The organism is Pseudooceanicola atlanticus (assembly GCF_000768315.1).
Lineage (GTDB): Bacteria > Pseudomonadota > Alphaproteobacteria > Rhodobacterales > Rhodobacteraceae > Pseudooceanicola > Pseudooceanicola atlanticus.
The window spans coordinates 568160-589359 of record NZ_AQQX01000003.1 but is presented as its reverse complement, the minus strand read 5'-3'; the positions used below and the strand labels follow the sequence as shown (position 1 = coordinate 589359).

The 21200-nt window shown below is 67.0% G+C and carries 21 protein-coding genes; 11 read left to right on the top strand and 10 right to left on the bottom strand.

The features are described 5' to 3' along the window. Positions 1-55 precede the first annotated feature (55 nt). From meaB to ATO9_RS10670, 4 genes are all read left to right on the top strand, one after another. The gene (gene meaB / locus ATO9_RS10685) at positions 56-1036 is read left to right on the top strand and encodes a methylmalonyl Co-A mutase-associated GTPase MeaB (protein WP_043748266.1); all 981 of its coding nucleotides are present in this window, start codon (positions 56-58) and stop codon (positions 1034-1036) included. 209 nt (positions 1037-1245) lie between these two features. Then, on the top strand, positions 1246-1533 hold the full coding sequence (gene rpmB, locus ATO9_RS10680; protein WP_043748264.1) for a 50S ribosomal protein L28: 288 nt from the start codon (positions 1246-1248) through the stop codon (positions 1531-1533). A 103-nt stretch (positions 1534-1636) separates the two neighbouring features. After that, the gene (locus ATO9_RS10675) at positions 1637-1990 is read left to right on the top strand and encodes a hypothetical protein (RefSeq protein WP_043748729.1); all 354 of its coding nucleotides are present in this window, start codon (positions 1637-1639) and stop codon (positions 1988-1990) included. 38 nt (positions 1991-2028) lie between these two features. Next, entirely contained in the window at positions 2029-2526 is a 498-nt protein-coding gene (locus ATO9_RS10670) for a copper chaperone PCu(A)C (RefSeq protein ID WP_043748262.1), read from the top strand. 60 nt (positions 2527-2586) lie between these two features. On the opposite strand, the gene ATO9_RS10665 is transcribed toward ATO9_RS10670, so the two are convergent. Further along, positions 2587-3279, bottom strand: a complete 693-nt coding sequence (locus ATO9_RS10665; protein ID WP_043748260.1) for an NAD-dependent deacylase — start codon at positions 3277-3279, stop codon at positions 2587-2589. Positions 3280-3325: 46 nt separating this feature from the next. Between ATO9_RS10665 and ATO9_RS10660 the strand changes: the two genes are divergently transcribed. Then, positions 3326-3766 (top strand): low molecular weight protein-tyrosine-phosphatase, encoded by a 441-nt coding sequence (locus tag ATO9_RS10660; protein WP_043748257.1) that lies wholly within the window; start codon positions 3326-3328, stop codon positions 3764-3766. A 64-nt stretch (positions 3767-3830) separates the two neighbouring features. On the opposite strand, the gene ATO9_RS10655 is transcribed toward ATO9_RS10660, so the two are convergent. The 9 genes from ATO9_RS10655 to ATO9_RS10615 form a co-directional block, all read right to left on the bottom strand. Further along, entirely contained in the window at positions 3831-4136 is a 306-nt protein-coding gene (locus ATO9_RS10655) for a hypothetical protein (RefSeq protein ID WP_043748255.1), read from the bottom strand. A gap of 320 nt (positions 4137-4456) precedes the next feature. Continuing rightward, positions 4457-5236, bottom strand: a complete 780-nt coding sequence (locus ATO9_RS10650; protein WP_043748252.1) for an MBL fold metallo-hydrolase — start codon at positions 5234-5236, stop codon at positions 4457-4459. A 129-nt stretch (positions 5237-5365) separates the two neighbouring features. Next, the gene (locus ATO9_RS10645) at positions 5366-6820 is read right to left on the bottom strand and encodes a TRAP transporter large permease (RefSeq protein WP_052418238.1); all 1455 of its coding nucleotides are present in this window, start codon (positions 6818-6820) and stop codon (positions 5366-5368) included. After that, entirely contained in the window at positions 6817-7371 is a 555-nt protein-coding gene (locus ATO9_RS10640; protein WP_052418237.1) for a TRAP transporter small permease subunit, read from the bottom strand. The genes ATO9_RS10645 and ATO9_RS10640 overlap by 4 nt, the downstream gene beginning before the upstream one ends. A gap of 62 nt (positions 7372-7433) precedes the next feature. After that, positions 7434-8651 (bottom strand): C4-dicarboxylate TRAP transporter substrate-binding protein, encoded by a 1218-nt coding sequence (locus tag ATO9_RS10635; RefSeq protein ID WP_043748250.1) that lies wholly within the window; start codon positions 8649-8651, stop codon positions 7434-7436. 302 nt (positions 8652-8953) lie between these two features. After that, positions 8954-10573, bottom strand: coding sequence for a thiamine pyrophosphate-binding protein (locus ATO9_RS10630; protein ID WP_043748247.1), 1620 nt, complete (start codon positions 10571-10573; stop codon positions 8954-8956). Positions 10574-10612: 39 nt separating this feature from the next. After that, entirely contained in the window at positions 10613-11440 is an 828-nt protein-coding gene (locus ATO9_RS10625; protein ID WP_043748244.1) for an SDR family NAD(P)-dependent oxidoreductase, read from the bottom strand. After that, entirely contained in the window at positions 11437-12417 is a 981-nt protein-coding gene (locus ATO9_RS10620; RefSeq protein WP_043748242.1) for an acyl-CoA dehydrogenase family protein, read from the bottom strand. Before ATO9_RS10620 ends, ATO9_RS10625 begins: the two co-directional genes overlap by 4 nt. Then, positions 12414-13544: an acyl-CoA dehydrogenase family protein gene (locus ATO9_RS10615; RefSeq protein ID WP_043748238.1), complete on the bottom strand. Its 1131-nt coding sequence runs from the start codon at positions 13542-13544 to the stop codon at positions 12414-12416. The genes ATO9_RS10620 and ATO9_RS10615 overlap by 4 nt, the downstream gene beginning before the upstream one ends. 215 nt (positions 13545-13759) lie before the next feature. On the opposite strand from ATO9_RS10615, the gene ATO9_RS10610 reads away from it, so the two are divergent. Genes ATO9_RS10610 through ATO9_RS10585 form a run of 6 tightly spaced genes read left to right on the top strand, consistent with a single transcriptional unit; the run spans position 13760 to position 21162 of the window. After that, positions 13760-14911 carry an acyl-CoA dehydrogenase family protein gene (locus ATO9_RS10610; protein ID WP_043748235.1) on the top strand — a complete coding sequence of 384 codons (1152 nt, stop codon included), beginning with the start codon at positions 13760-13762 and terminating at the stop codon, positions 14909-14911. A gap of 1 nt (position 14912) precedes the next feature. Next, complete coding sequence (locus ATO9_RS10605) at positions 14913-15827, top strand: acyl-CoA dehydrogenase family protein (RefSeq protein ID WP_043748233.1); 915 nt, start codon at positions 14913-14915, stop codon at positions 15825-15827. Then, positions 15824-16618 carry an enoyl-CoA hydratase/isomerase family protein gene (locus tag ATO9_RS10600; protein ID WP_043748230.1) on the top strand — a complete coding sequence of 265 codons (795 nt, stop codon included), beginning with the start codon at positions 15824-15826 and terminating at the stop codon, positions 16616-16618. The genes ATO9_RS10605 and ATO9_RS10600 overlap by 4 nt, the downstream gene beginning before the upstream one ends. Continuing rightward, positions 16615-18255: an AMP-binding protein gene (locus ATO9_RS10595; RefSeq protein ID WP_238318721.1), complete on the top strand. Its 1641-nt coding sequence runs from the start codon at positions 16615-16617 to the stop codon at positions 18253-18255. The genes ATO9_RS10600 and ATO9_RS10595 overlap by 4 nt, the downstream gene beginning before the upstream one ends. 1 nt (position 18256) lies before the next feature. Continuing rightward, positions 18257-19039, top strand: coding sequence for an enoyl-CoA hydratase/isomerase family protein (locus ATO9_RS10590; RefSeq protein WP_043748226.1), 783 nt, complete (start codon positions 18257-18259; stop codon positions 19037-19039). Next, a complete protein-coding gene (locus tag ATO9_RS10585) occupies positions 19039-21162 on the top strand; it encodes an acetate--CoA ligase family protein (protein WP_052418236.1) in 2124 nt (707 codons plus the stop codon). Before ATO9_RS10590 ends, ATO9_RS10585 begins: the two co-directional genes overlap by 1 nt. Positions 21163-21200 lie beyond the last annotated feature (38 nt).

The following is a 21200-nucleotide window of genomic DNA, read 5'->3' as shown; positions in this document are numbered from 1 at the left end:
TGGGGCCGGGGGCAAGCGGGCATAACCGGGGCCGGACCGCGAAAAAGGGGATCACATGGATATCGAAAGCCTGGCGGAAAAGGTGGCCTCCGGGGATCGGCGCAGCCTGTCGCGCGCGATCACGCTGATCGAAAGCGGCCGGGCGGATCACCGCAAACAGGCCGTGGCGCTGATGGAGCGGCTGGCGACGCGGCCCGAGGCCCCGCAGGCCCTGCGCATCGGGCTGTCGGGCACGCCGGGTGTCGGCAAATCGACCTTCATCGAGGCCTTCGGCATGATGCTGACGGGGCAGGGGCTGCGTGTCGCGGTGCTGGCGGTTGATCCGTCCTCGGCCCGGTCGGGCGGGTCGATCCTGGGTGACAAGACCCGGATGGAGCAGCTGTCGCGCGATCCCAACGCCTTTATCCGTCCCTCGCCGTCGCAGACCCAGCTGGGCGGCGTCGCGCGCCGGTCGCGTGAGGCGGTGGCGCTGTGCGAGGCGGCGGGGTTCGACGTGGTGCTGATCGAAACGGTGGGCGTCGGGCAATCGGAAACCATGGTGTCCGAAATGGCCGACCTGTTCCTGCTGCTGCTGGCGCCGGCGGGAGGCGACGAATTGCAGGGGGTGAAGCGCGGCATCATGGAGATGGCCGACATGATCCTGATCAACAAGGCCGATGGCGATCTGAAGGCAACCGCGACCCGGACCTGCGCCGATTACGCCGGGGCGCTGCGGTTGCTGCGCAAGCGCCCGCAGGATCCGGACGGTTTTCCCAAGGCGATGACCGTGTCTGCTGTGGAACATACCGGGCTCGAAAAGGCCTGGGAGGAAATGCAGGCCCTGACCGACTGGCGCCGCACGTCGGGTCATTTCGACGGGCGGCGGGCCGAGCAGGCGCGCTACTGGTTCCGCGAGGACGTCAAGAACGGGCTGCTGGCGCGGCTGGACACCTCCGAAGCGCGTGGCGACATGGCCCGCCTGGCCGAGGCCGTGGCGGTCGGCGACATGACCGCGACCGGGGCTGCGCAGGAGATGCTGAGCAAGATCGGCGGGTGATCCGGGCCGCCCGGGATCGCCCCGGGATCGCATGGTCGGGATATTGCCGGAACAAGGTGACGAAATCCCCGGGCACGGGTCTTGACGCGACCCGGGAAGGCGCGTATCACGCGCGAACTGAATTTTGGGCGCGGCCTTCGGCGGTGCCCTATTGTTTTCCGAAAGTGGGCGCGACCCTTCGCCCCGAGAGTAGAGACGAGGAGTGACCCATGTCGCGCCGTTGCGAACTGACCGGTAAAGGCCCGATGACGGGCAACAATGTCAGCCATGCCAATAACAAGACCCGTCGCCGGTTTCTGCCGAACCTGAACGACGTGTCCCTGCGTTCCGAAGCCCTGGGCCGTAACATCAAGCTGCGCATCTCCGCAGCGGCCCTGCGCACCGTGGACCACCGTGGCGGGCTGGACAAGTTCCTGGCCAAGGCGAATGATGCGGAGCTTTCCGCTACTGCGCTGAAAGTCAAAAAAGAAATCGCAAAGGTCCAGGCCGAGGCCTGATCCTGAGACGATCGCTTTTGCGCAGCCCTGCCTTCCCTGGAAGGCGGGGCTGTTTCGCTTTGTCACGCTTCCCCTGCGCGTGTCCGTGGCTTATGTCAGACCGGTGACCTGGTTGCGCACCCATATCCTTCCGGCCGTCCTGAGCCTTCTGCTGCTTGCCACCGCGCAGGCGGCCGCCGTGGCCCATGCCGCCCCCGGACCTGCGGGGCAGATGGAGCTGTGTACGGGCACCGGCCCGGTCATGGTCTACGTAGATGAGAACGGGACCCCTACCGGCCCGCCGGTCTATTGCCCCGATTTCGCGCTGTCGCTGATTCTCGCGCTGGACCTCGACCCGGTCCTGGCGCTGCCGCGCGAAGCCGAATCCCGTGCGATCGCCGCCTCGGTTGTCATCGCGGCCGCCGTGTCGCGCGGCCCGGCCTCTGTCCGCGTTCGGGGGCCGCCGGTCCTGGGCTGATCCCCAACGACCGAAATTCCCATCACAGGACAGACAAGATGATGACCAAGACACTGGCCCTTGCCGGCCTTTCCGCCATTGCCCTTTCCGCAACCGCAGCCTGGGCCGAGATCGAGATCCGCGACGCCTATGCCCGCGCCGCCAGCCCTATGGCCATGGCCGGGGCGGCCTTCATGGAAATCGTGAATACCGGCGATACGCCCGACCGCCTGATCGCCGCCAAGGCCGGCGTGGCCAAGCGGGTGGAGCTTCACACCCATATCGACGCGGGCGACGGCGTCATGAAGATGCGCGAGGTCGAAGGCGGCTTCGAGGTGCCCGCGCAGGACACGACCATGCTGCAGCGCGGGGGCAACCACGTGATGTTCATGGGCCTCACCGAACGGTTCGAACAGGGCAAGGTGATTCCGGTCACGCTGGTCTTCGAACAGGCCGGCGAGATCGAGGTCGAGATCGAGGTCGACTTGGAACGCCAGCCGGATCATGGCGGGATGAACCACGATTCCATGGATCACGGCATGAAGGCCGAGGACTGAGTCGCTAGGGGGCGGTGGCGGGAACGTCCCGCTGCCGCCCCGGCGCAACTGGGCGGGGCGTCACCCGCCCAGAACGTCCGCGACCCAGGCGGGCACGGTCTGGGTGGCCGGGCCGAAGCGGGTTTCGGCGAAATCCGACACCACCGCCGAGGGCTCCAGGTTGATCTCGACCGTGTGGGCCCCGGCGCGGAAGGCCTCCTGCACGAAACCGGCGGCGGGGTAGACCTGGCCCGACGTGCCGATGGCGGCGAAGAGGGTGCAGCGCGACAGCGCCTCGAAGATCTCGTCCATGAAATAGGGCATCTCTCCGAACCAGACGACATCGGGGCGGCCCGCGCCCGCGCCGCAGGCGGGGCAGGGATGGGCGACCTCCATCACCTCGGGCGCGTCCCATCGGTGATCGCAGGCGGCACAAAGCGCGCCGTCCAGCCGCCCATGCATATGGATGACCGAGGGGGAGCCGCCGGCCTCGTGCAACCCGTCCACGTTCTGGGTGATCAGGGTGACCTCGCCGGGATAGTCGCGTTGCAGCCGAGCCAGCGCCTCATGCGCGGCGTTCGGGGCGACCTGGCGGGCCTTCTGGCGGCGCTGGTTGTAGAAATCCTGAACCATGGCCGGGTCGCGGGCAAAGCCTTCGGGCGTGGCGACATCTTCGACACGGCGGTCGTTCCACAGCCCGCCCGCGCCGCGAAAGGTGCCCATCCCGCTTTCTGCGGAAATCCCGGCGCCGGTCAGTATCACGATCCGTTCCATGGTGATCCCCCTTTGATCCGTTGCGGTCTTTGGCTTAGGATAGACCATGGCCCCGACCGAACGCATCCTCTTTGTCTGCCTTGGAAATATCTGCCGCTCACCGGCGGCGGAGGGCGTGGTGCGGGCGATGGCGCCGCATCTGGAACTGGACAGCTGCGGCACTGGGGGATGGCATGTGGGCGAGCCGCCCTACGGCCCGATGCAGGCGGCGGCCAGTGCGCGGGGCTATGACCTGTCACCGCTCAGGGCGCGGCAATTCGGCCCGCAGGATTTCGACCGGTTCGATCTGATCATCTGCATGGATGCCAACAACCTGCGGGATGTCGAGGCGCATCGGCCCAAAGGGTCGGATACCACGGTGCGGCTGATGACGGATTACGGGGAAAGCGGCGAAGAGGCCGTGCCCGATCCCTATTACACCCGCGACTTCGACGGCACGCTCGACCTGATCGAGCGCTGCGCGCGGGGGCTGATCCTGGAGCTGTAGGCGCAAGGGGCCGTCCGGCCCGGGATCAGGGCCGGTTCAGGCTTGGATCAGCCGGCTGCCCGGCTCAGGAACAGGACCGGGACGCGGTGGCGCCGAAGGACTTGTACTTGGTCCAGAACACTTCATGCGACCGGCTGTCGGACATCTTGATGTCCTGTGCCATCTGCGGCTTGCGGAAGATCTTGGCCGCCAGGCGCTGGTCGGAGCGATCCAGGGTCTGGTTCGCCACCTGTTGTAGGCACCGGCACAGGGCATAGCTGCGGGCCTTGCTGTCGGAAGCCAAGCAGGCGCGGCTGACCGGTCCGGCCTCTGCTGCGACGGCGGTGGTCAGGATTAGCGCGGCCGTTGCCGCGATAAGCGGGAAACGCATGTTCACTGCCTTTTTTTGTCTCGTTCTGCCGGAGGCGGATCGGGCCGCCCCTCTTCTGGTTCAGAGCTGTGCTCTGTCGACAGAATGCCGAATTGTTGGAAAATTTTCAACAATACTTGACGCAAACCGGTTTAACCGTGGCGGGCTTTCGCCGATCGTCCAGATATATGTATGCAAATGGATTTGAGCGCAGGATATCGTGCATACTCAAGAGGTTGTTTCCCGTTCTTGAGGTAAAATGTGCCGCGCGTCCCGACCGGCGGACAAAAAAAGACGCGCTCCCTCGCGGGAACGCGCCGATGAAACCGAAAGAACCGGGATCAAGTGGTGGAGCCGTACCAGGGGCCCATGCGGACCTCTGTCCCGGCATCCGTTTCGCTCAGCATCTGGGCGAAAAGCTCCGGGTCGCTGTCGCGGTAATGGTAGGGATAGACGACCTTGGGCGCGAATTCGGCTACCGCACTGGCCGCCTGTTCCTCGTCCATCGTGTAGGGCAGGTTGAACGGCACGAAGGCGATGTCGATATCCGTCAGCGCGCGCATTTCCGGGATGTCCTCGGTATCGCCGGCAATGTAGACGCGCAGCCCGTCCACGCCCAGGATATAGCCGTTGTCGCGGGCTTCAGGGTGATATTGCAGCCGGTCCTCGGTGGTGTTGTAGGCGGGGATGGCTTCGACCGTCATGCCAAGCGCCTCACCGGTGTCGCCATTGGACATGGAGGTCGCCTTGGCCTTCAGGGCTTCGGGCAGTTTCTCGAAAACCTCGGGGTTCACGATCAGCGGCGCATCGCCCGCGACGGCGGTCAGCGTGTCGGGATCGAAATGGTCACCGTGATGGTGGGTGATGATGATCAGGTCGGGTGCCGGGAAATCATCGTAGAGGTTCGCCCCGCCGACCGGGTCGTTGTAGATCACGCCGCCCGGCGTCTCCATCACGAAGGAGGCATGGCTGACCGGGTGAATGGCGATCTCGCCATTGGCGGTCTTGAACATGTCGCCGCCCATGGCGCCGTGGCTTTCGGCCATCGCGGCATAGGGGCGGATCAGCGTGGCACCGCCAAGGGCGGCGGCGCTGCTCAGCAGGGTCCGTCTGTTGATCATCTCTCTCTCCCGTCTGTTGGGTCCGTTTCCGGCTGGTTGAGAGGGGAGATAGTCCGACCGGACCTTACGTCATGCGTCGGCGATCACAAAAGCGTCAGGTGAGGGGCCGGTGGGGACCGGCCCCAGCGTTTAGTTGCCGCTGCTGCCCTGTGGCAGCCAGGTGACCAGCTGCGGGAAGGCGATCAGCAGCCCGATCACGACGATCGCCGCCAGCGCGAAGGGCGCGACGCCCAGGAAGACGGTGCCCAGGCTGATCTGGCGGCCGAGGTTCGCCTCCGGGTCGGAGGCGATGCGGTGCACGATGAAGGTCAATATGCCCAGGGGTGGCGTCAGCAACCCGACCTCGGCCATGACGACGAGGAAGACCCCGAACCAAAGCGGGTCGACGCCCACGGCCTCCAGCGGTTTCATCAGGACGGGGATCGTCAACAGCATCATCGCCAGCGTGTCCATGAACATGCCGAGGATCAGGTAGGCGACGATCAGGATCAGCAGCAATTCCACCCGGCCAAGGCCCAGTTCGGTCACCTCACGGGCAATGAAGTTGGGCACCTGGCTGAGCGCCATGGCGCGGGTCAGCACGGCGACGCCCACGATCAGTAGGAAGACCGAGGCCGTGCCGGTCAGCGTGCCGATCAGGCTGTCGCGCACCATGTGCCAGATCTCGGGCCAGGGGGTGCGGTTGGAGAGCTGGTAGAGCACCCCGAAGATCAGCGCGGCCAGCATACCGAACACCCCGGCCTCCGTCGCGGTGAAGATGCCGGCGAACAGCCCGCCGATCACGATGGCGATGACGATGCCGATGGGCAGCACGCCCAGCAGCGACCGCATCCGCATGGCCCAGGTGACGCCGCTCATGTCGACGCGCGGGGCGAGGGAAGGGCGCAGCGTCGCCTGGATGATGATGACGGCCGCAAAGGCGAAGGCGAGGATCAGGCCGGGGATCACGCCTGCCAGCAATTGTTGCCCCACGGGCAGGGAGGCCGCCCCGGCATAGACGACCAGCAAAAGGCTGGGCGGGATGATCTGGCCCAGCGTACCCGCCGCCGCGACCGAGCCGACGGCAAGGCGCGGGTGATAGCCGGATTTCAGCATTTCGGGGATCGACACGCGACCCAGGGCATAGGTGATGCCGATGGTGCTGCCGCTGGAGGCAGCCAGCGCCGCCCCGGCAAAGTTGGTGGCCACGGCCAGCCCGCCGGGCATCCAGCCCAGCCAGCGGCGCGCGGCCTCGAAGGCGGTGGTGGTCAGGCCGGTCTTCCACATGACCATGCCCATCAGGATGAACATCGGGATCACCGACAGCGACCAGGACGCGGTGGCGTCGTAGGCGACGCCCTCCATGGTCGAGGTCACGACCCGCATCCCGCTGAGCGCGTAAAGCCCCAGGAGCGCCGCGCCGAACATGGCGACGCCGACGGGAATGCCCATCAGCAGCAGCACGATGGACAGGACGACGATCAGGATGCCGATCACCTGTTTGGGCAGGTCGCCATAGAGCATCGCCAGGCAGGAGGCGACGGCGACCACCAATCCCACCACGAAGACGGTGATGCCGACACGGTTGGTGCGGGTCAGGCTCATACGGCTTCACCTTCGGGTACGGTCGCGGCGGGCAGGCGCCGCGTGAAATACCGGTAGGAGGTCGCCGCCGATTGAAGCGCCAGCGCCGCGACGCCCAGGACGGCGACATATTTGAACGGCCAGATGGCGACGGGCGGCAGGGAGGACGTGGTTTCCATGTAGCCGAAACTGTCCTGTGCCTCGGCCAGGGCGTGCCAGGCAAGGCCCACAAGCAGGGCGGTGGCGATCAGGCCGAACACGCCCTCGATCCATTGCCGCATGCGCAGCGGCAGCGTGTCCAGAAGGATGGTCACCTTGATATGGTCCTGACGTTTCTCGGTATAGGCAAAGGCCAGCAGGGTCAGCGTCGGCATCCACCATTGGGCGGTCATTTCCAGCGTGCCGGGCAGCGGTTTCTTGAGAAAGGCGCGGCCGATCACGTCGGCAAAGACGTTCAGCGCCAGCAGGATCAGCGCGACAGCGGCGATCAGGGCAAGGCCAAGCGCGATCCGGTCGATGAGCCGCAGCAGGGCCGGGTCCGGATCAGCGGAAAACTCGGTCGTATCAGACATTTCGGCTCCGTTCGGTGCCGCCCCGGCCGATGCGGGGGCGGCACCTGAATTCACTCTATGGTTCAGTCCATCAGGCCGGGTGTGACCTCGGCGTTGAACTTATCATAGAAGGGCTTCAGGTCGACATCGCTGAGCCCGGCAAAGGCTTCCATGATCGCCTCGGGGGTGCGGGCGGCAACGGCATAGCCCTGATCCTCCAGCGCCTTGGTCCAGTAGGCGATGCGGTCCTGGTAATTGGCGACGAAGGCCTCGGGGTCTTCGACCGCGGCGGGGGCGGTGCCGGGCAGGGCGGCGATGAACTCGGCCCGCTGCGCGGCGGCGACCGGCTCAAGCTCCGAGATGTCGTTGGTGTGGATCACCTCGCCGGCGGCAATCAGGTCACCGGCCTTGGCCTCGATCTCCATGTAGCCTTGCCAGATGTCATAGGCGGCCTTCACGTTGGCCTGGGTGATGAAATCCTGAAGCTCTTTCGGGAACTCGTCCCAGATGTCCTTGTTCATGACCCAGGTCGACGCCTGAAGCTGCGCCATGGTGACCGGCACGTATTCCGGCGCCACGTCCTTCAGGGTCAGGCCGTCGGCATATTGGTTCGGGTTGATGACCATGCAGTCGAAGACGCCGCGCTGCAGCCCCTCGTAGGCCTCCCCCCAGGAGATCGAAACGGGCGTCATGCCAAGCGCTTCGGCGGTGGTGGACCAGACGGCCCCGATGGCGCGGGCGCGCTTGCCCTCGGCTTCGGCCATCGAGGAAATCGGTTTGTTGCACAGCAGGTTATAGGCCGGCGTCGCGGTTGCCTGCATCACCACCACGTTGTGGGACGCGTATTCCTGGGTGATCGGTTCGTAGGTCAGCAGGGTTTCCAGCGCGGTGGCGCCACCGGCGGCCACGTCATGCACGGTCGAGCCGGACAGCGCGGCGCCCATGCCGAACATCCACGACGCCACGGGCAGTTTCTGCGGCATGTAGGACGGGATGATCAGGCCGATATCGGCCACGCCGTCCCCCACGCCTTCCAGCGTGTCCAGCGCGCCCAGCAGCGACGAGGACCAGTAGTTCTCGAAGGTGATCTTGCCGTCGGTGAATTCGGTGATCGATTCCTCCCACGCGACCATCGCCTTGCCGAAGTTGGCATTCTGGTCGCCCGAGAAATCGGCGAGTTTCAGGGTCATCGGCTCAAGATCTTCCAGCCAGGCATCCTGTGCCAGAGCGGAAGTTCCAAGGGTGCCTACGGCAAAGGCCGCAGCCGCGGCAGCACGTGCCCACGTCATCTGAGTTGTCATTCATTCCTCCCTTTGCCTTGGCGGCAAATCCAAATTGGCGGGGTGTCTCCCCTCCTGGCAAAAACGCTAACACCTCCTACTTTGTGGGACAACTTTTTCTGCTGCTCCGTCAGGCGGTGATGGCGTGTCTCATTCGTGTTCCGGGGTCGGGTTTCTCCTGTATTGCAGGTGAGTTGTTGATTTATTTCGATAATATCCGGGTTCTGCGGGGTGCGTGTGCGGCACAACGGGAAGCGAATAATCGGGAAAGATTGCGTTGCGTGTTCCATATAGTGAGATATCTTTCCGAATTGTGAGACGGCTCACCACATGGTCATGCGGTCGGGGTCCAGGCGGACGTCGATCAGGTAGGGGCGGGTGCGGTCGCGGGAATCAATCGCCTCGGGCAGAGCGTCCAGATCGGCGGCCGAGGTGACGCAGGTGCCGTCCCCGCCCAGCGATCGCGCGACCGAGACGAAGTCGGGCCAATTGAACAGCGTGATCGCCGGATCCAGTTGCTTGTCGCGGAACTGGATATGTTCGGCGCCATAGCTGCCGTCGTTGAAGATCACGCAGATCAGGTCCAGACCTTCCCGGGTGGCGCTGTTGAACTCGGCCAGGTTGCCCAGCATGAAGCCACCATCGCCACAGAACAGTACGGTGGGCCGGTCCGGGCGTCGCGCAGCGGCACCGATGGCGGTCGCCATGCCCAGCCCGATGGCGCCGAAACTGGCCGAAGTCACCATGTCGCGCGGCCCGGGCGCGGTCAGCAGGCCGTATGACCGCACCATCCAGCGGCCCGCATCGGTGACCAGGGTCCTCTCCTGCGGCAGCAGCCGGTTCAGGCGGTCCAGCGCGGTCAGGAAATCGACGCAGCCCTCGCGGATATCCGACATCGCCCGGATCTCGGGCTGGTCGAGGCCCTGGGCCGGCAGGTCGGTGGTGTGGCCGGAGCCGGGGATCTCCGCCTCGTCCAGCCAATGCAGCAGCGTGTCGGCCACGGCGGGCGCGCTGCCCAGGATGGCCACGTCGGGCACCGCGTTCGCAGCCAGATCCTGCGCCCGGTCGGCCACCTGGATCACCCGTTTGCCGTCGATGAACGACCCCTGCGCGGTGGTGTGGAAATTCAGCGAGGCCCCGAAGGCGATCAGGCAATCGGCCTTCTGGATGACCTCGGACGCGGCGGGCGTGCTGACCGTGCCATGGACGCCCAACACGTGATCCTCGCCCGAAAACAGGCCCTTGGCGCGCATCGTCGTGGCCAGCGGTGCCTCGATCCGTCGGGCGAGGCGCAGAAGCGCGGCGCGGCTGTCGTCGTCGATGGCCCCGCGTCCGGCCAGGATCACGGGTCGACGGGCGGCGGCGATGATGCCCACGGCATTGTCCAACGCCTCGCCCTCGATCTCGACCCGGGGCAGGGCCGGCACATGCCACGAGGTGTCGCGATATTCGACCTCCTGCCATTGCATCTGCGCGGGCATGTTGAAGGCGACGGGGCGGCGTTCGGCGCGGGCACGGCGGACGGCGCGGGCCAGGTCCTCCAGCGCGGTGGCGGGGCTGCGCATCTGTTCGAACCCGGCGCCCGAGGACAGGATCACCGCCTTCTGGTCGATATTCTGCAGGTTCTCGCGATCTTCCGGCGGCGTATCCCCGCAGAGCAGCACCATCGGCGTGTTCGACCGCACCCCCTCAGTCAGCGCGGTCACGCAATTGGTCAGGGCAGGGCCGTGGGTGACGGTGGCGAAGCCTACCTCGTCGCCGATCATGGCCGCTCCGATGGCGGCCAGCACCGCACCGTTTTCATTGGCCAGCGCCACGTAGCGCGCGCCATCGCGGCGCGCATAGGCGTCGACCATGTAGGCATTGGCGTCGCCCACCACGCCGAACAGCAGGCCGTCGCCGTTCTGCGCAAGCGCCTGTGCCAGGGCTTCGAATAGCTTCATCGCGATGTCCCCTCCCTGCGGCTGTGCCGCACTCCCTGTTCAGTCGCGTTTCGGTGGCCGGCCGGAATGGGTCCAGTCCGGGCTTGTGGACTCGCGCGGGGCGGTCAGGGCCTCTTCGCTCAGGTACTTGGTCGCGGTCCAGCCGCCATCGACCGCCAGGACCTGGCCGTTGATCCACCCCGATGCGGGCGAGGACAGGAACCAGATCGCCTGTGCCACGTCCTCCACCTGGCCCCAGCGGGCGGCGGGGGTCATGTCGTGGTTCATGCGGCGGAAGGCCTCGGCCTCGAGCCGGTGTTCGGTCATCGGCGTCGGGATCACGCCCGGCGCCACCGCGTTCGACCGGATGCCCGCCGCGCCGTATTGCGCGGCCATGTGCAGGGTCAGCCCGTTCAGGCCCGCCTTGGCCGCCGAATAGGCGCCGCCGCGCAAGCCCCCGAGGATCGCGTAGGTCGAAGAGACATTGACGATCGTCGCCGTGTCGCCAAAGGCGGTCAGCGCCTCGCGGGCCAGGCGGAACGGCGCGCGCAGCATGATGTTCAGGAACTGGTCCAGCGTGTCGTCGTCGGTCTCGTGCACCGGGGCGGGGCTGCCGATCCCGGCATTGTTCACCAGGTGATCCAGCCGCCCGAACGTGTCGATCGCCTGCGCCACGGCCCTGGCCGGGCTGTCATTCGCCGTCACGTCCAGTGCCACGGGGACAAAGCGGGCGGGCAGGCCGGTCAGGCCCTCGGCGGCATTGTCCAGCTTGGCGGGGTTGCGGGCCACCCCCACCACATGCACGCCGTTTTCCAGGAAGGTCCGGGCGGTGGCCAGGCCGATCCCGCTCGAGGCGCCGGTGATCAGGGCAACGGGTTGATCGCTCATGTCGTCTCCTTCCGTGTCGGGGCCATCGGGGCGGGCAGGGCCAGCAGGTCGGCCCGGCCCAGGCACAGGCCCAGAAGGTGGGCCTGCTTGAGGTAGTGATGCGCGTCCGCCTCGGCCGAAAATCCGATGCCGCCATGGATCTGGATGCCCAGGCGTGCGGTCTCCAGCGCGATGCGCGGGGCCAGCCGGGTCAAGGCGGCGATCTGGAACGCGGCATCCTCGGCGCCGTCGCGCAGGGCGATGGCGGCCATGTCCAACTGCGCCGACAGCATCTCCGCCTGGATCGACATGTTGGCGCAGTGGTGTTTGATCGCCTGGAAACTGCCGATGGGCCGACCGAATTGTTCGCGCGTCTTGGCATAGTCGACGGCGAGGTCGCGGGCACCCTGCGTAACGCCCAGCAATTGCGCCGCACAAAGCAGGCCGTGCAGGTGCGTGACCGCCGCGCTTCCGCGCCCGGAATTGGCGGGGGTCAGCGCCAGTTCCGCCACCTGGCGGGATTGGCCCAGACCGGAGACCGGCGTGATCTCGTGGCCCTCGAGCGGGGCGAGCGCCAGCCCTTCCGCATCGCGGATCAGGGCCTGGTCCGCGCCGTCCGGGTCGATCAGCGTCACCGTCCCGTCACTGGCGATGCCAAGGGTCAGCGCCGCGTCGCCCGCGCCGATCCGGTCGGCCAGATCGTCCTGCCCGACCTCGCGGGCCAGCCGCAGGGCGACCGCGCCGGCCAGGATCGCGGGCGACAGCAGGTGCCGCCCAAGGGCGACGTGCAGCTGAGCCTCCTCGACGATGGAAAACCCGGCACCGCCCTGATCTTCGGGCAGGGCGAGGATAAACGTCCCGAACTCGGCCAGCGGGGTGGGGTCATCGGCACTGGCGCCTTCACGCAGGCGCGAGACGGGGTAGTGGCTATCCAGCATCGACTGCGCGGCGTCGAGGATCTGGCGCATCTCTTCGGGTGGGGTCAGGTCCATGCTCATGGGCGCGGCTCCCTCGGCAGGCCAAGGATGCGTTCGGCGATGATGTTACGCTGGATTTCGGCGGTGCCGCCGGCAATCGTCTCGGAATAGCTTTCGAGGTAATCGTGCATCCACGGCCCGTCGATCAGCGCCTCGGCGCCCATGATCTCGGTCCCAGTGCGGTGGATGCGTTGCGCCAGTTCGGCAAAGGCCAGCCGCACCAGCGACCCGTCGAAGGGCGTCGCGGGGTCGCGCAGCGCCACGCGGTAGGTCATGGCCCGGATCGCCGCCGCCTCGGCGCGCAGATCGGCCAGGGTCTCGGCCATGGCGGTGCCGGGTCGGGGCGCGGCCACCGCGATCAGGTCCTCGATCTTCACCGACAATTCCAGTTGCAGCGCCATCGCCGCCGTGCGCCGTTCGAAAGCCAGCGTCGTCATGGCCGTGGTCCAGCCGTCATGCAGGTCGCCCACGACCTCGGTCAGCGGGATGGCCACGTCGTCATAGAAGACTTCGGCGAAATGCGTGGCACCGGCCATGTTGCGGATCGGGCGGACGGTGATGCCGGGCAAAGACATGTCGCAGATCACCCAGCTCAGCCCCTTGTGGCGGCTCGATCCCGGTTCGGTGCGGATCAGCAGCTCCTGGTAATCCGCGATGTCGGCAAAGCTCGACCATATCTTCTGGCCGTTGACGATCAGGTGGTCGCCCTCGACCCGCCCCGTCGTCTTGAGAGAGGCCAGGTCCGATCCCGCGCCCGGTTCGGAAAAGCCCTGGCACCAGATGGACCGCCCTTCGAGGATGCGGGGCAGGTGGTGGGCTTTCTGCTCTTCCGTGCCGCAGGCGATCAGGGTCGGGCCTGCATGGTTCAGCGCGACGAAGGTGCAGTCCAGCGTCGAGGGCGCCCGGGCCCGCACGTATTCCTCGTACCACAGGATCAGCCGCCCGGGCGACAGGCCCTGGCCGCCATAGGCTTCGGGCCAGGCCAGCCCGGCCCATCCGCCCGCATGCAGCTGGCCCAGCCAGTCCAGCGCAAAGTGGCGCGATGGCGGTCCATCGGCGGGGGCGCGGTCCGTCGGGGCTTTGGCGGCCAGCCAATCGCGGGCGCGCAGGCGAAAGGCCCGGTCGTCTGCGTCGGGGGTCAGATGCATGAGGGTGCAATGCTCTGAATATTGTCCCGATATATGGGATTATTTTTCCACATGATCCGGCGTCCTCCTCGCTAGATACGGGCGTTGTTTTGCAAGGGTATACGCCGATAGTGCTACAGGTCAAGCATCCTCCGGTTGACAGCGGGGATTCTCAGCGCCATGGTCTGCATGGCCTTGAGGAGATAGCTGTCCCAGATAATGGGAGGAGAACCAAAATGGATTTCACCTGGACCGACGAAGATGCGGCCTATCGGGCGCGCATCCGTGCCTTTCTGGATCGCGAACTGCCCGACAATTGGGATGAAATCGCGCGCCATGGTCCCGGTTCGCCGGAACAGACGGAGTTCAGTCTGAATTTCTGTCCCAAGCTGGCGGAAGAAGGCCTGCTGATCCCCCACTGGCCCGAGGAATGGGGCGGCGCCGCGCGGCCGCCATGGGAGCATTTCATCCTGGGCGAGGAGATGTGGCGCGCCGGCGAACCGCGTGGCGCGCAATACATGAACGTCAACTGGATCGGTCCGGTCCTGATGAAATACGGCTCTGACGCTCAGAAGGCGCAGTACATCCCGCCGATGGCAGAGGGGCGCGCGATCTGGTGTCAGGGGTTCTCCGAACCCAATGCGGGGTCCGACCTTGCCTCGCTCAGGACCCGCGCGGTCCGCGAGGGCGAGGATTACGTGATCAACGGCCAGAAGATCTGGACCTCCTATGCCGGGCTCGCCTCCACCTGCTTCCTGTTGGCCCAGACCGGCGGGGCCGAAGGCGGCCGGTCGGGCATCGCGATCTTCCTGGTGCCGATGGACACCCCGGGCATCGAGGTGCGCGCCATTCCCAGCCTGATCGGCCATGGCGACATCCACGAGGTCTTCTTTACCGACGTGCGCGTGCCGGCAAGCTGCCGCCTGGGCGAAGAGGGCGAGGGGTGGAGCATCATTTCCTACGCCCTGGCCAATGAACGTGTCGGCATCCCGCGCTACGAGATGGGCACGGCGGAGCTGGATGCGATGGTCGCCGAACTCAAGCGACGCGACGCGTTTTCCGATTCCATCGTCCGAAGCCGGGCCTCTGCCGCTGCCGCCGCCTGCGAGGCCGCCCGCCTGCAGGTCTACCGCGTTGTCGATGGCCGCGCCCGCAACGAACCGCCAGGCAACGAATCCAACCTGGCCCGCGTCGCGGTGATCGCGGCGGAACAGGCCGTGGCGGATTTCGGCATGGATTTCCTGCCCGATGCGTTTTCCGGGGCCGACCACATGTCGATGCTGTCGCATCACGAACGCGCCATCGTCACCGGTATCGCCGCCGGCGCGGCCGAGATTCAGCTGAACCTGATTGCCCGCCGCCACCTGAACCTGCCGAAAGGAGCCTGACATGCGATTTGCGCTGAACGAAGACCAGGCGACCTTTGCCACCGTGCTGGAACAGATGCTCGCCACCGCCGAATTCAACACGGTCGAGGGCTGGGGCCGCTACGACCTGGGCACGGCGCTCGATGCCCAGCTCGAGGAGAACGGGTTCTACGAGGCCGCCCGCGAACCCGATCTCGGCCCCGTCGCCGCCGCGCTGATGGTGTACGAAGCCGCCCGTGCGCCGGTCTGTTTCGAATGCGCGGCCTCTGCCCTGATCCGGCCCTATGCGGGCCGCGATCTGCCGCGCCCGCTGGCCGTGGTCCATGGCGAGGCGCGCGGCGCGATCCGTTACCTGCCGCAGGCCAGGGGCCTTGTGTCGATCACCGCGGACGCGGTGCGCTATGCCGACCTGCCCGAAGGCGCGGTGACACCGAGCGAAAGCCTCTATGCCTATCCGATGGGAAATGTCGACCGGGCCGCGCTCGACTGGGAAAAGCTGGATGTCGATCCGGCAGAATTTGATACCCTGTGGCGGATTGCCATCGCGGCAGAGCTGACGGGCGTGTTGCAGGCCGGGCATGACGCGGTGCTGGAGCATGTCCGCGACCGCAAGCAATTCGGCCAGCCGCTTGGCGCTTTCCAGGGCGTGCAGCACCGCCTGGCCACGGGTGCTGTCGAAATCGAGGGGGCGAAGTTGCAGATGCTGAAAGCCGCGCAAAGCCGCACTGCCCAGGATGCCGCGCTGGCCCTTGGCTTCGCCCAGGGCATCGCCACCCGCATCACCTATGACCTGCACCAGTTCATGGGGGCCATGGGCCTGACGCTGGAACATCCGCTGCACCGCTGGTCCTACCGGGCCAAGCTGCTGCGCGCCGATCTGGGCGGGTCCGCCGCGTCCTACCTCGCCTATGCGGATGAACGCTGGGGCGCGGCATGAGTGATCTGCCGGAATACGAAACCCTGCTGCTGACGCGGGACGGGCGGCGGCTGACCATCACGATGAACAGCCCCGAGACCCTGAACGCCTTTGGCGCCGCCATGCACCGCGAGATCACCCAGGCGCTGGCCTTTGCCGGCTCCGATCCCGGGTCCGACGTGATCGTCGTCACCGGGGCCGGGCGCGCCTTTTCCGCCGGGGGCGATATCGCCCGGATGCAGCATTTCGTCGACCACCCCGACGATTTCGCCGAAGAGGCGGAGGGCGCGAAACGGCTCGTCTTCACCCTGCTGGATATCGAGAAACCGATCATCGCCCGCATCAATGGCCCCGCCGTGGGCCTGGGCGCGACCATCGCGCTATTCTGCGATGTGACCTTTGCCGCCGACAGTGCCAAGATCGGCGATCCGCACGTGGCCATCGGCCTGGTGGCGGGCGATGGAGGGGCGGTGATCTGGCCCGCGCTGGTCGGTTTCCACCGCGCCAAGGAATACCTGATGACCGGCGATATCCTGACCGCCGCACAGGCGGCCGAGATCGGGTTGATCAACCACGTCGTACCGTCGGCCGATCTGGACGATGCGGTGGATGCCTATTGCGCCAAGCTGCTGGCTGGCGCGCAACAGGCGATCCGCTGGACCAAGGTCACGATGAATATCGAACTCAAGCGCATCGCCCATGCGCTGATGGATCCGGGCATGGCCTACGAATCCCTCTCGGTCCGCTCCGACGACCACCGCGACCGGGTCGCGGCCTTCGTGCGCAAGGGCAAGACCGGGCCGAAGCCATGACACCCGCCCCGATGGCTGACACCGGGGCCGATGCCGGGGCCGACGCTCTGGCCGACCGCCTGGCCGAGCTTGAGGCCAAGGGGCGCCACATCGCTCCGCCGCAACCGGGGCTGGGCGCCATCGCCTTGGCGCTCACAGCCGAAGACCCGGACCGCGTCGTGCTGTCCCAGGCCGGACGTGACCTGACCCGATACGACATGGTCGCCATGGCCCGCCGTCTGGGCGGCGCTTTGCAGGCCCGCGGCGTAAAAAAAGGCGCCCGCATCGCGTTCCAGCTGCCCAATTGGTGGGAGGCGGCGGTCATCAACATGGCCTGTGCGCTGTTCGGCTGGCGCATCGTGCCGCTGCTGCCGATCTACCGAGCGGCCGAACTGGGGGCGATCCTCCCGGCCTGCGGGGTCGACGCGATCTTCGTGCCGCCCGCCAGCCCCCGCGTCGATTACCGCGCCATGGTCGAGGGGCTCGACGGTGCGCCCCGGCTGATCCTCTCGGTCCGCGACGACACCGATCCCGACGGGTTCGAGGCGCTGCTGGATCACGCCCCAGCCGCGCCCGACCTGCCGCCCTGCAATGATGCCAAGCTGATCATCTTCACCTCCGGCAGCACCGGGCGGCCCAAGGGGGTGATCCACACCCATGCCTCCATCGACGCGGTGGTGCGGCAGACCGTCGATCTCTGGGGCATGGGCGAGGGCGATGTGCTCTATGTCCCGTCGCCCATCGGGCATATCGGGGGATCGATCTACGCGTTCGAATTCCCCTGGATCACCGGTTGCCGCACGATCCTCGAAGAGGGCTGGGACCCGGCCCGCGCCGTGCAGGTCATGGACGACGACCACGTGACATTCATGGCCGGCGCCACCCCGTTCCTGAAGGGCCTTCTCGGGGCCGCCGAGGCTGCCGATACCACGTTGCCCAGCCTGCGCCGCTTCATCTGCGGCGGGGCCAGCGTCCCGCCGGAACTGGTCCGCCGTGGGCTTGCCGCCTTTCCAAATGCGGTCGTCTCGCGCGCCTATGGCTCCTCCGAAGTGCCGCTGGCCTTTCCCGGCATCCGCGACCGCGCCAGTGCAGAGGCCCGCGCCGATACCGACGGCGAAAAGGCGGTGGAACTGCAGATCCTCGCGGGCTCCGATCCGGTCGAGCCTGGGGCCGAGGGCGAAATCGCGGTGCGCGGCCCGCAGATGTTCATCGGCTACCTCGACCCCGCCGATGACGAGGGCGCCTTTACGCAGGACGGGTTCTTCCTGATGGGCGACCTGGGGCGGCTGGTCGAGGACCGCTTCATCGTCATCACGGGGCGCAGCAAGGACATCATCATCCGCAAGGGCGAAAACATCGCCCCGCTGGAGATCGAGAACATCCTGTTGCAACATCCCGATGTCGCCAATGTCTCCATCGTCGGCGCGCCAGATGCAGAGCGGGGCGAGATCGTCGTCGCCTTCCTGGTTCCCCATCCGGGGCAGGGCTTCGACATGGCAGAGATGTCCGCGCATCTGGAGGCGGCGGGGCTGGCCCGGCAGAAATTCCCCGAACGGCTGGAAATCGTCGACACCCTCCCGATGAACGCCGTCGGCAAGGTGCAGAAACCCGAGCTTCGGCGCATCGCGGCGGCCCTCGTGGCCGGGGCAGGGGCGTGACATGTACGTGACCCGCACCGATCCCGCCCCCGGCGTGGCCCAGCTGACGCTCGACCGGCCTGACCGGATGAACGCCCTTTCCATGAACCTGGCCCGAGACCTGCTGGACGCGCTCGAGGACGTCGCCGCCGATGACGGCATCGGCGCAGTGATCCTGACCGGCGCGGGCCGCGGTTTCTGCGCCGGTGGCGACGTCAAGGAAATGGAACGCAACCGCGACAAGTCCCTCGCCCAGCGGCGGGACGATCTGGCCCTGATGCACCGCATCCCGGCGTGTCTGGCCACCATGCCGCAGGTCGTCGTCGCCGCGGTAAACGGCGCGGCCTACGGGGCGGGTTTCGCCGTCGCGCTCAGCTGCGAAATCGTGCTGGCGGCGCAGGGCGCGCGCTTTGGAACCGCCTTCCTGAAACAGGGGCTCGTCAGCGATTTCGGCCTGTCCTACCAGCTGACGCGCCTCGCCGGTCCGGCCCATGCGCGGCAGATCATCTTTACCGACAGGGTGTTGTCCGCCGAAGACGCCCACGCCCTGTCGCTGGTGGTCGAGGTCACCGCCCCCGCCGACCTGCTGCCCCGCGCCCTGACCCTTGCCACCGGCATCGCCGCCTGGCCCGGAGAGGCGCGGGCCGGCATGAAATCCCTGCTGCGCCAGGCCGAAACCGCCGATCACGCCACCATGCTCGATGCCGAGGCGCAGATGCAGGGTCGCATGATCGTGTCGGACGCCCATGCCGCCGCTGTCGATGCCTTCAACACCGCCAATTCGCCGCGGAAAGGACAGACCTGATGACACGCGCGCCCTATACCCGCGACGACCTGCTGCCGCTTCTGAACCCGCAAAGCATTGCGGTAATCGGGGCCTCTGCCCGGCCCGGATCCTTCGGTGGGCGTACCATCGAAAACCTCGCGGGCTACGACGGTGCGCTCTACCCGGTGAACGAGAAATACGACGAGATTGCGGGCCACCGCTGCTACCCCTCGCTCGACGCGCTGCCGCAGGTGCCGGATATGGCCGTGCTGACCACGCCCGCCGCCTCGATCGAGGCGCTTCTGGAGGATTGCATCGCCGCTGGCGTGCCCGCCGTCATGATCTATGCCTCGGGCTTTTCCGAGGTCGCCACCGACGAGGGCCGCGCCGCGCAGGATCGCATCGCCCGGCGCGCGGCCGAGGCCGGGGTGCGCATCCTCGGCCCCAATTGCGTGGGGCTGCTGAACTATACCAGCGGCGCGCGCGTCACCTTTGCCGGCACACCCGAAGGCCGCCTGTCGGACGGCCCGGCCATCGGCCTGGTCTGCCAGTCCGGCGCGCTTGGCTTCGCGCTGGCCCAGGCGATGGAGCGTGGCGTCGCCTTCAGCCACGTGGTCAGCTGTGGCAATTCCTCGGATGTGGACGTGGCCGACTGGGTCTCGGCGCTGGCGACGGACCCAAGCTGCACCGCCATCGCCTGCGCCTTCGAAGGTATCTCGGACCCGCTGCGCTTCCTGGCGGCGGCCCAGACCGCCTGGGACGCGGGCAAGCCGCTGATCGTCTACAAGATGGCCGTCGGAGAGGAAGGCGCCGCCGCCGCCATGTCCCATACCGCGTCGCTGGCCGGGTCGTCGGACCTGTGGGAGGCGCTGTTCGACCGGGGCGGCGCGGTGTCGGTCCAGGATTTCGACGCGCTGCTGGAAACCGCGTGGTTCTTTGCCAAGGCCCCGGCGGCCAAGGGCGACGGGGTGGCGATGCTGTCGGGGTCAGGCGGGGCGGCGATCATGTCCGCCGATTTCGCCGAGATCACCGGCGTGCCCATGCCCCAGCCGCAGCCCGCCGTCGTCGACCGGCTGAAAGAGCTGATCCCCCCCTTCGTGCCCGCCCGCAATCCCTGCGACGTGACCGCCGGGGTCATCAACGACATGGACACGCTGCTGGCCTGCGCCGACGCGCTGCTGGGCGATCCGCATTATGGCGCGCTGATCTACGGCTATTCCTATGCCTACGACACCGCCACGGTGCGCCAGCCCCATCTCAGCAAACTGGCCGCGAAACATGGCAAGCCCATCGTCTATGTCTGGCTGACCCAGCTGATGGAGGGGCCGGGGCGGCGCGAGGCCGAACAGGATCCCAACGTGGCCGTCGTGTCCTCGATGCGCCGCGGGTTCGAGATCATCCGCGCCTGGACCGCCCGCGCGGCCCGCACGCATCCCACCCCCGATACCGCGCTGACCCCCATGGCCCGCGCCGAGGTGGAGCCGATCCTGCAAAATGCGACCGGCCGGGCGCTTGGCGAAATGGCCTCCAAGGCGATCCTGTCGGCTTATGGCATCCCGGTCCCCGCGGAACGTCGTGTCACCTCTGCCGCCGACGCGGCCGAGGCCGCGCAGGAGTTCAACTGCGCGCTGGTGATGAAGGTCGACAGCCCCGACATCCTGCACAAGAGCGATATTGGCGGGGTTGAGTTGAACATCCACGGCCCGGAAGAGGCCCGCGCCGCCTATGACCGGATCATGATCGCTTGCCACAAGGCCCATCCAGACGCGCAGATCGACGGTATCCTGGTCCAGGAAATGGTGCCCCAGGGGCTCGAACTGATCGCCGGGTTCCGCAATGCCGAAGGCTTCGGCCCGGTGCTGACCGTGGGTCTGGGCGGGATCCTGACCGAAGTGCTGGCCGACACGGCCACGGCGCTCGCGCCGGTCGACTCGGCCACGGCCCGCAGCATGTTGCGGTCGTTGCGCGGGGCGCGGCTGCTGGACGGCTATCGCGGCGCGCCGGCGGTGGACATAGACCGGGTCGCCCAGGCCATCGCGGCACTGTCGCGTCTTGCGGTGGATTTCCCCGACCGGATTGCCGAGTTCGACGTGAACCCCTTGATCTGCCTGCCGGATCGCTGTGTCGCAGTCGATGGGTTGGCCGTGCTGCGCCAGACGTGAACAGGCGGGTATTCCCACCTATTGGGATGGATTCTGCC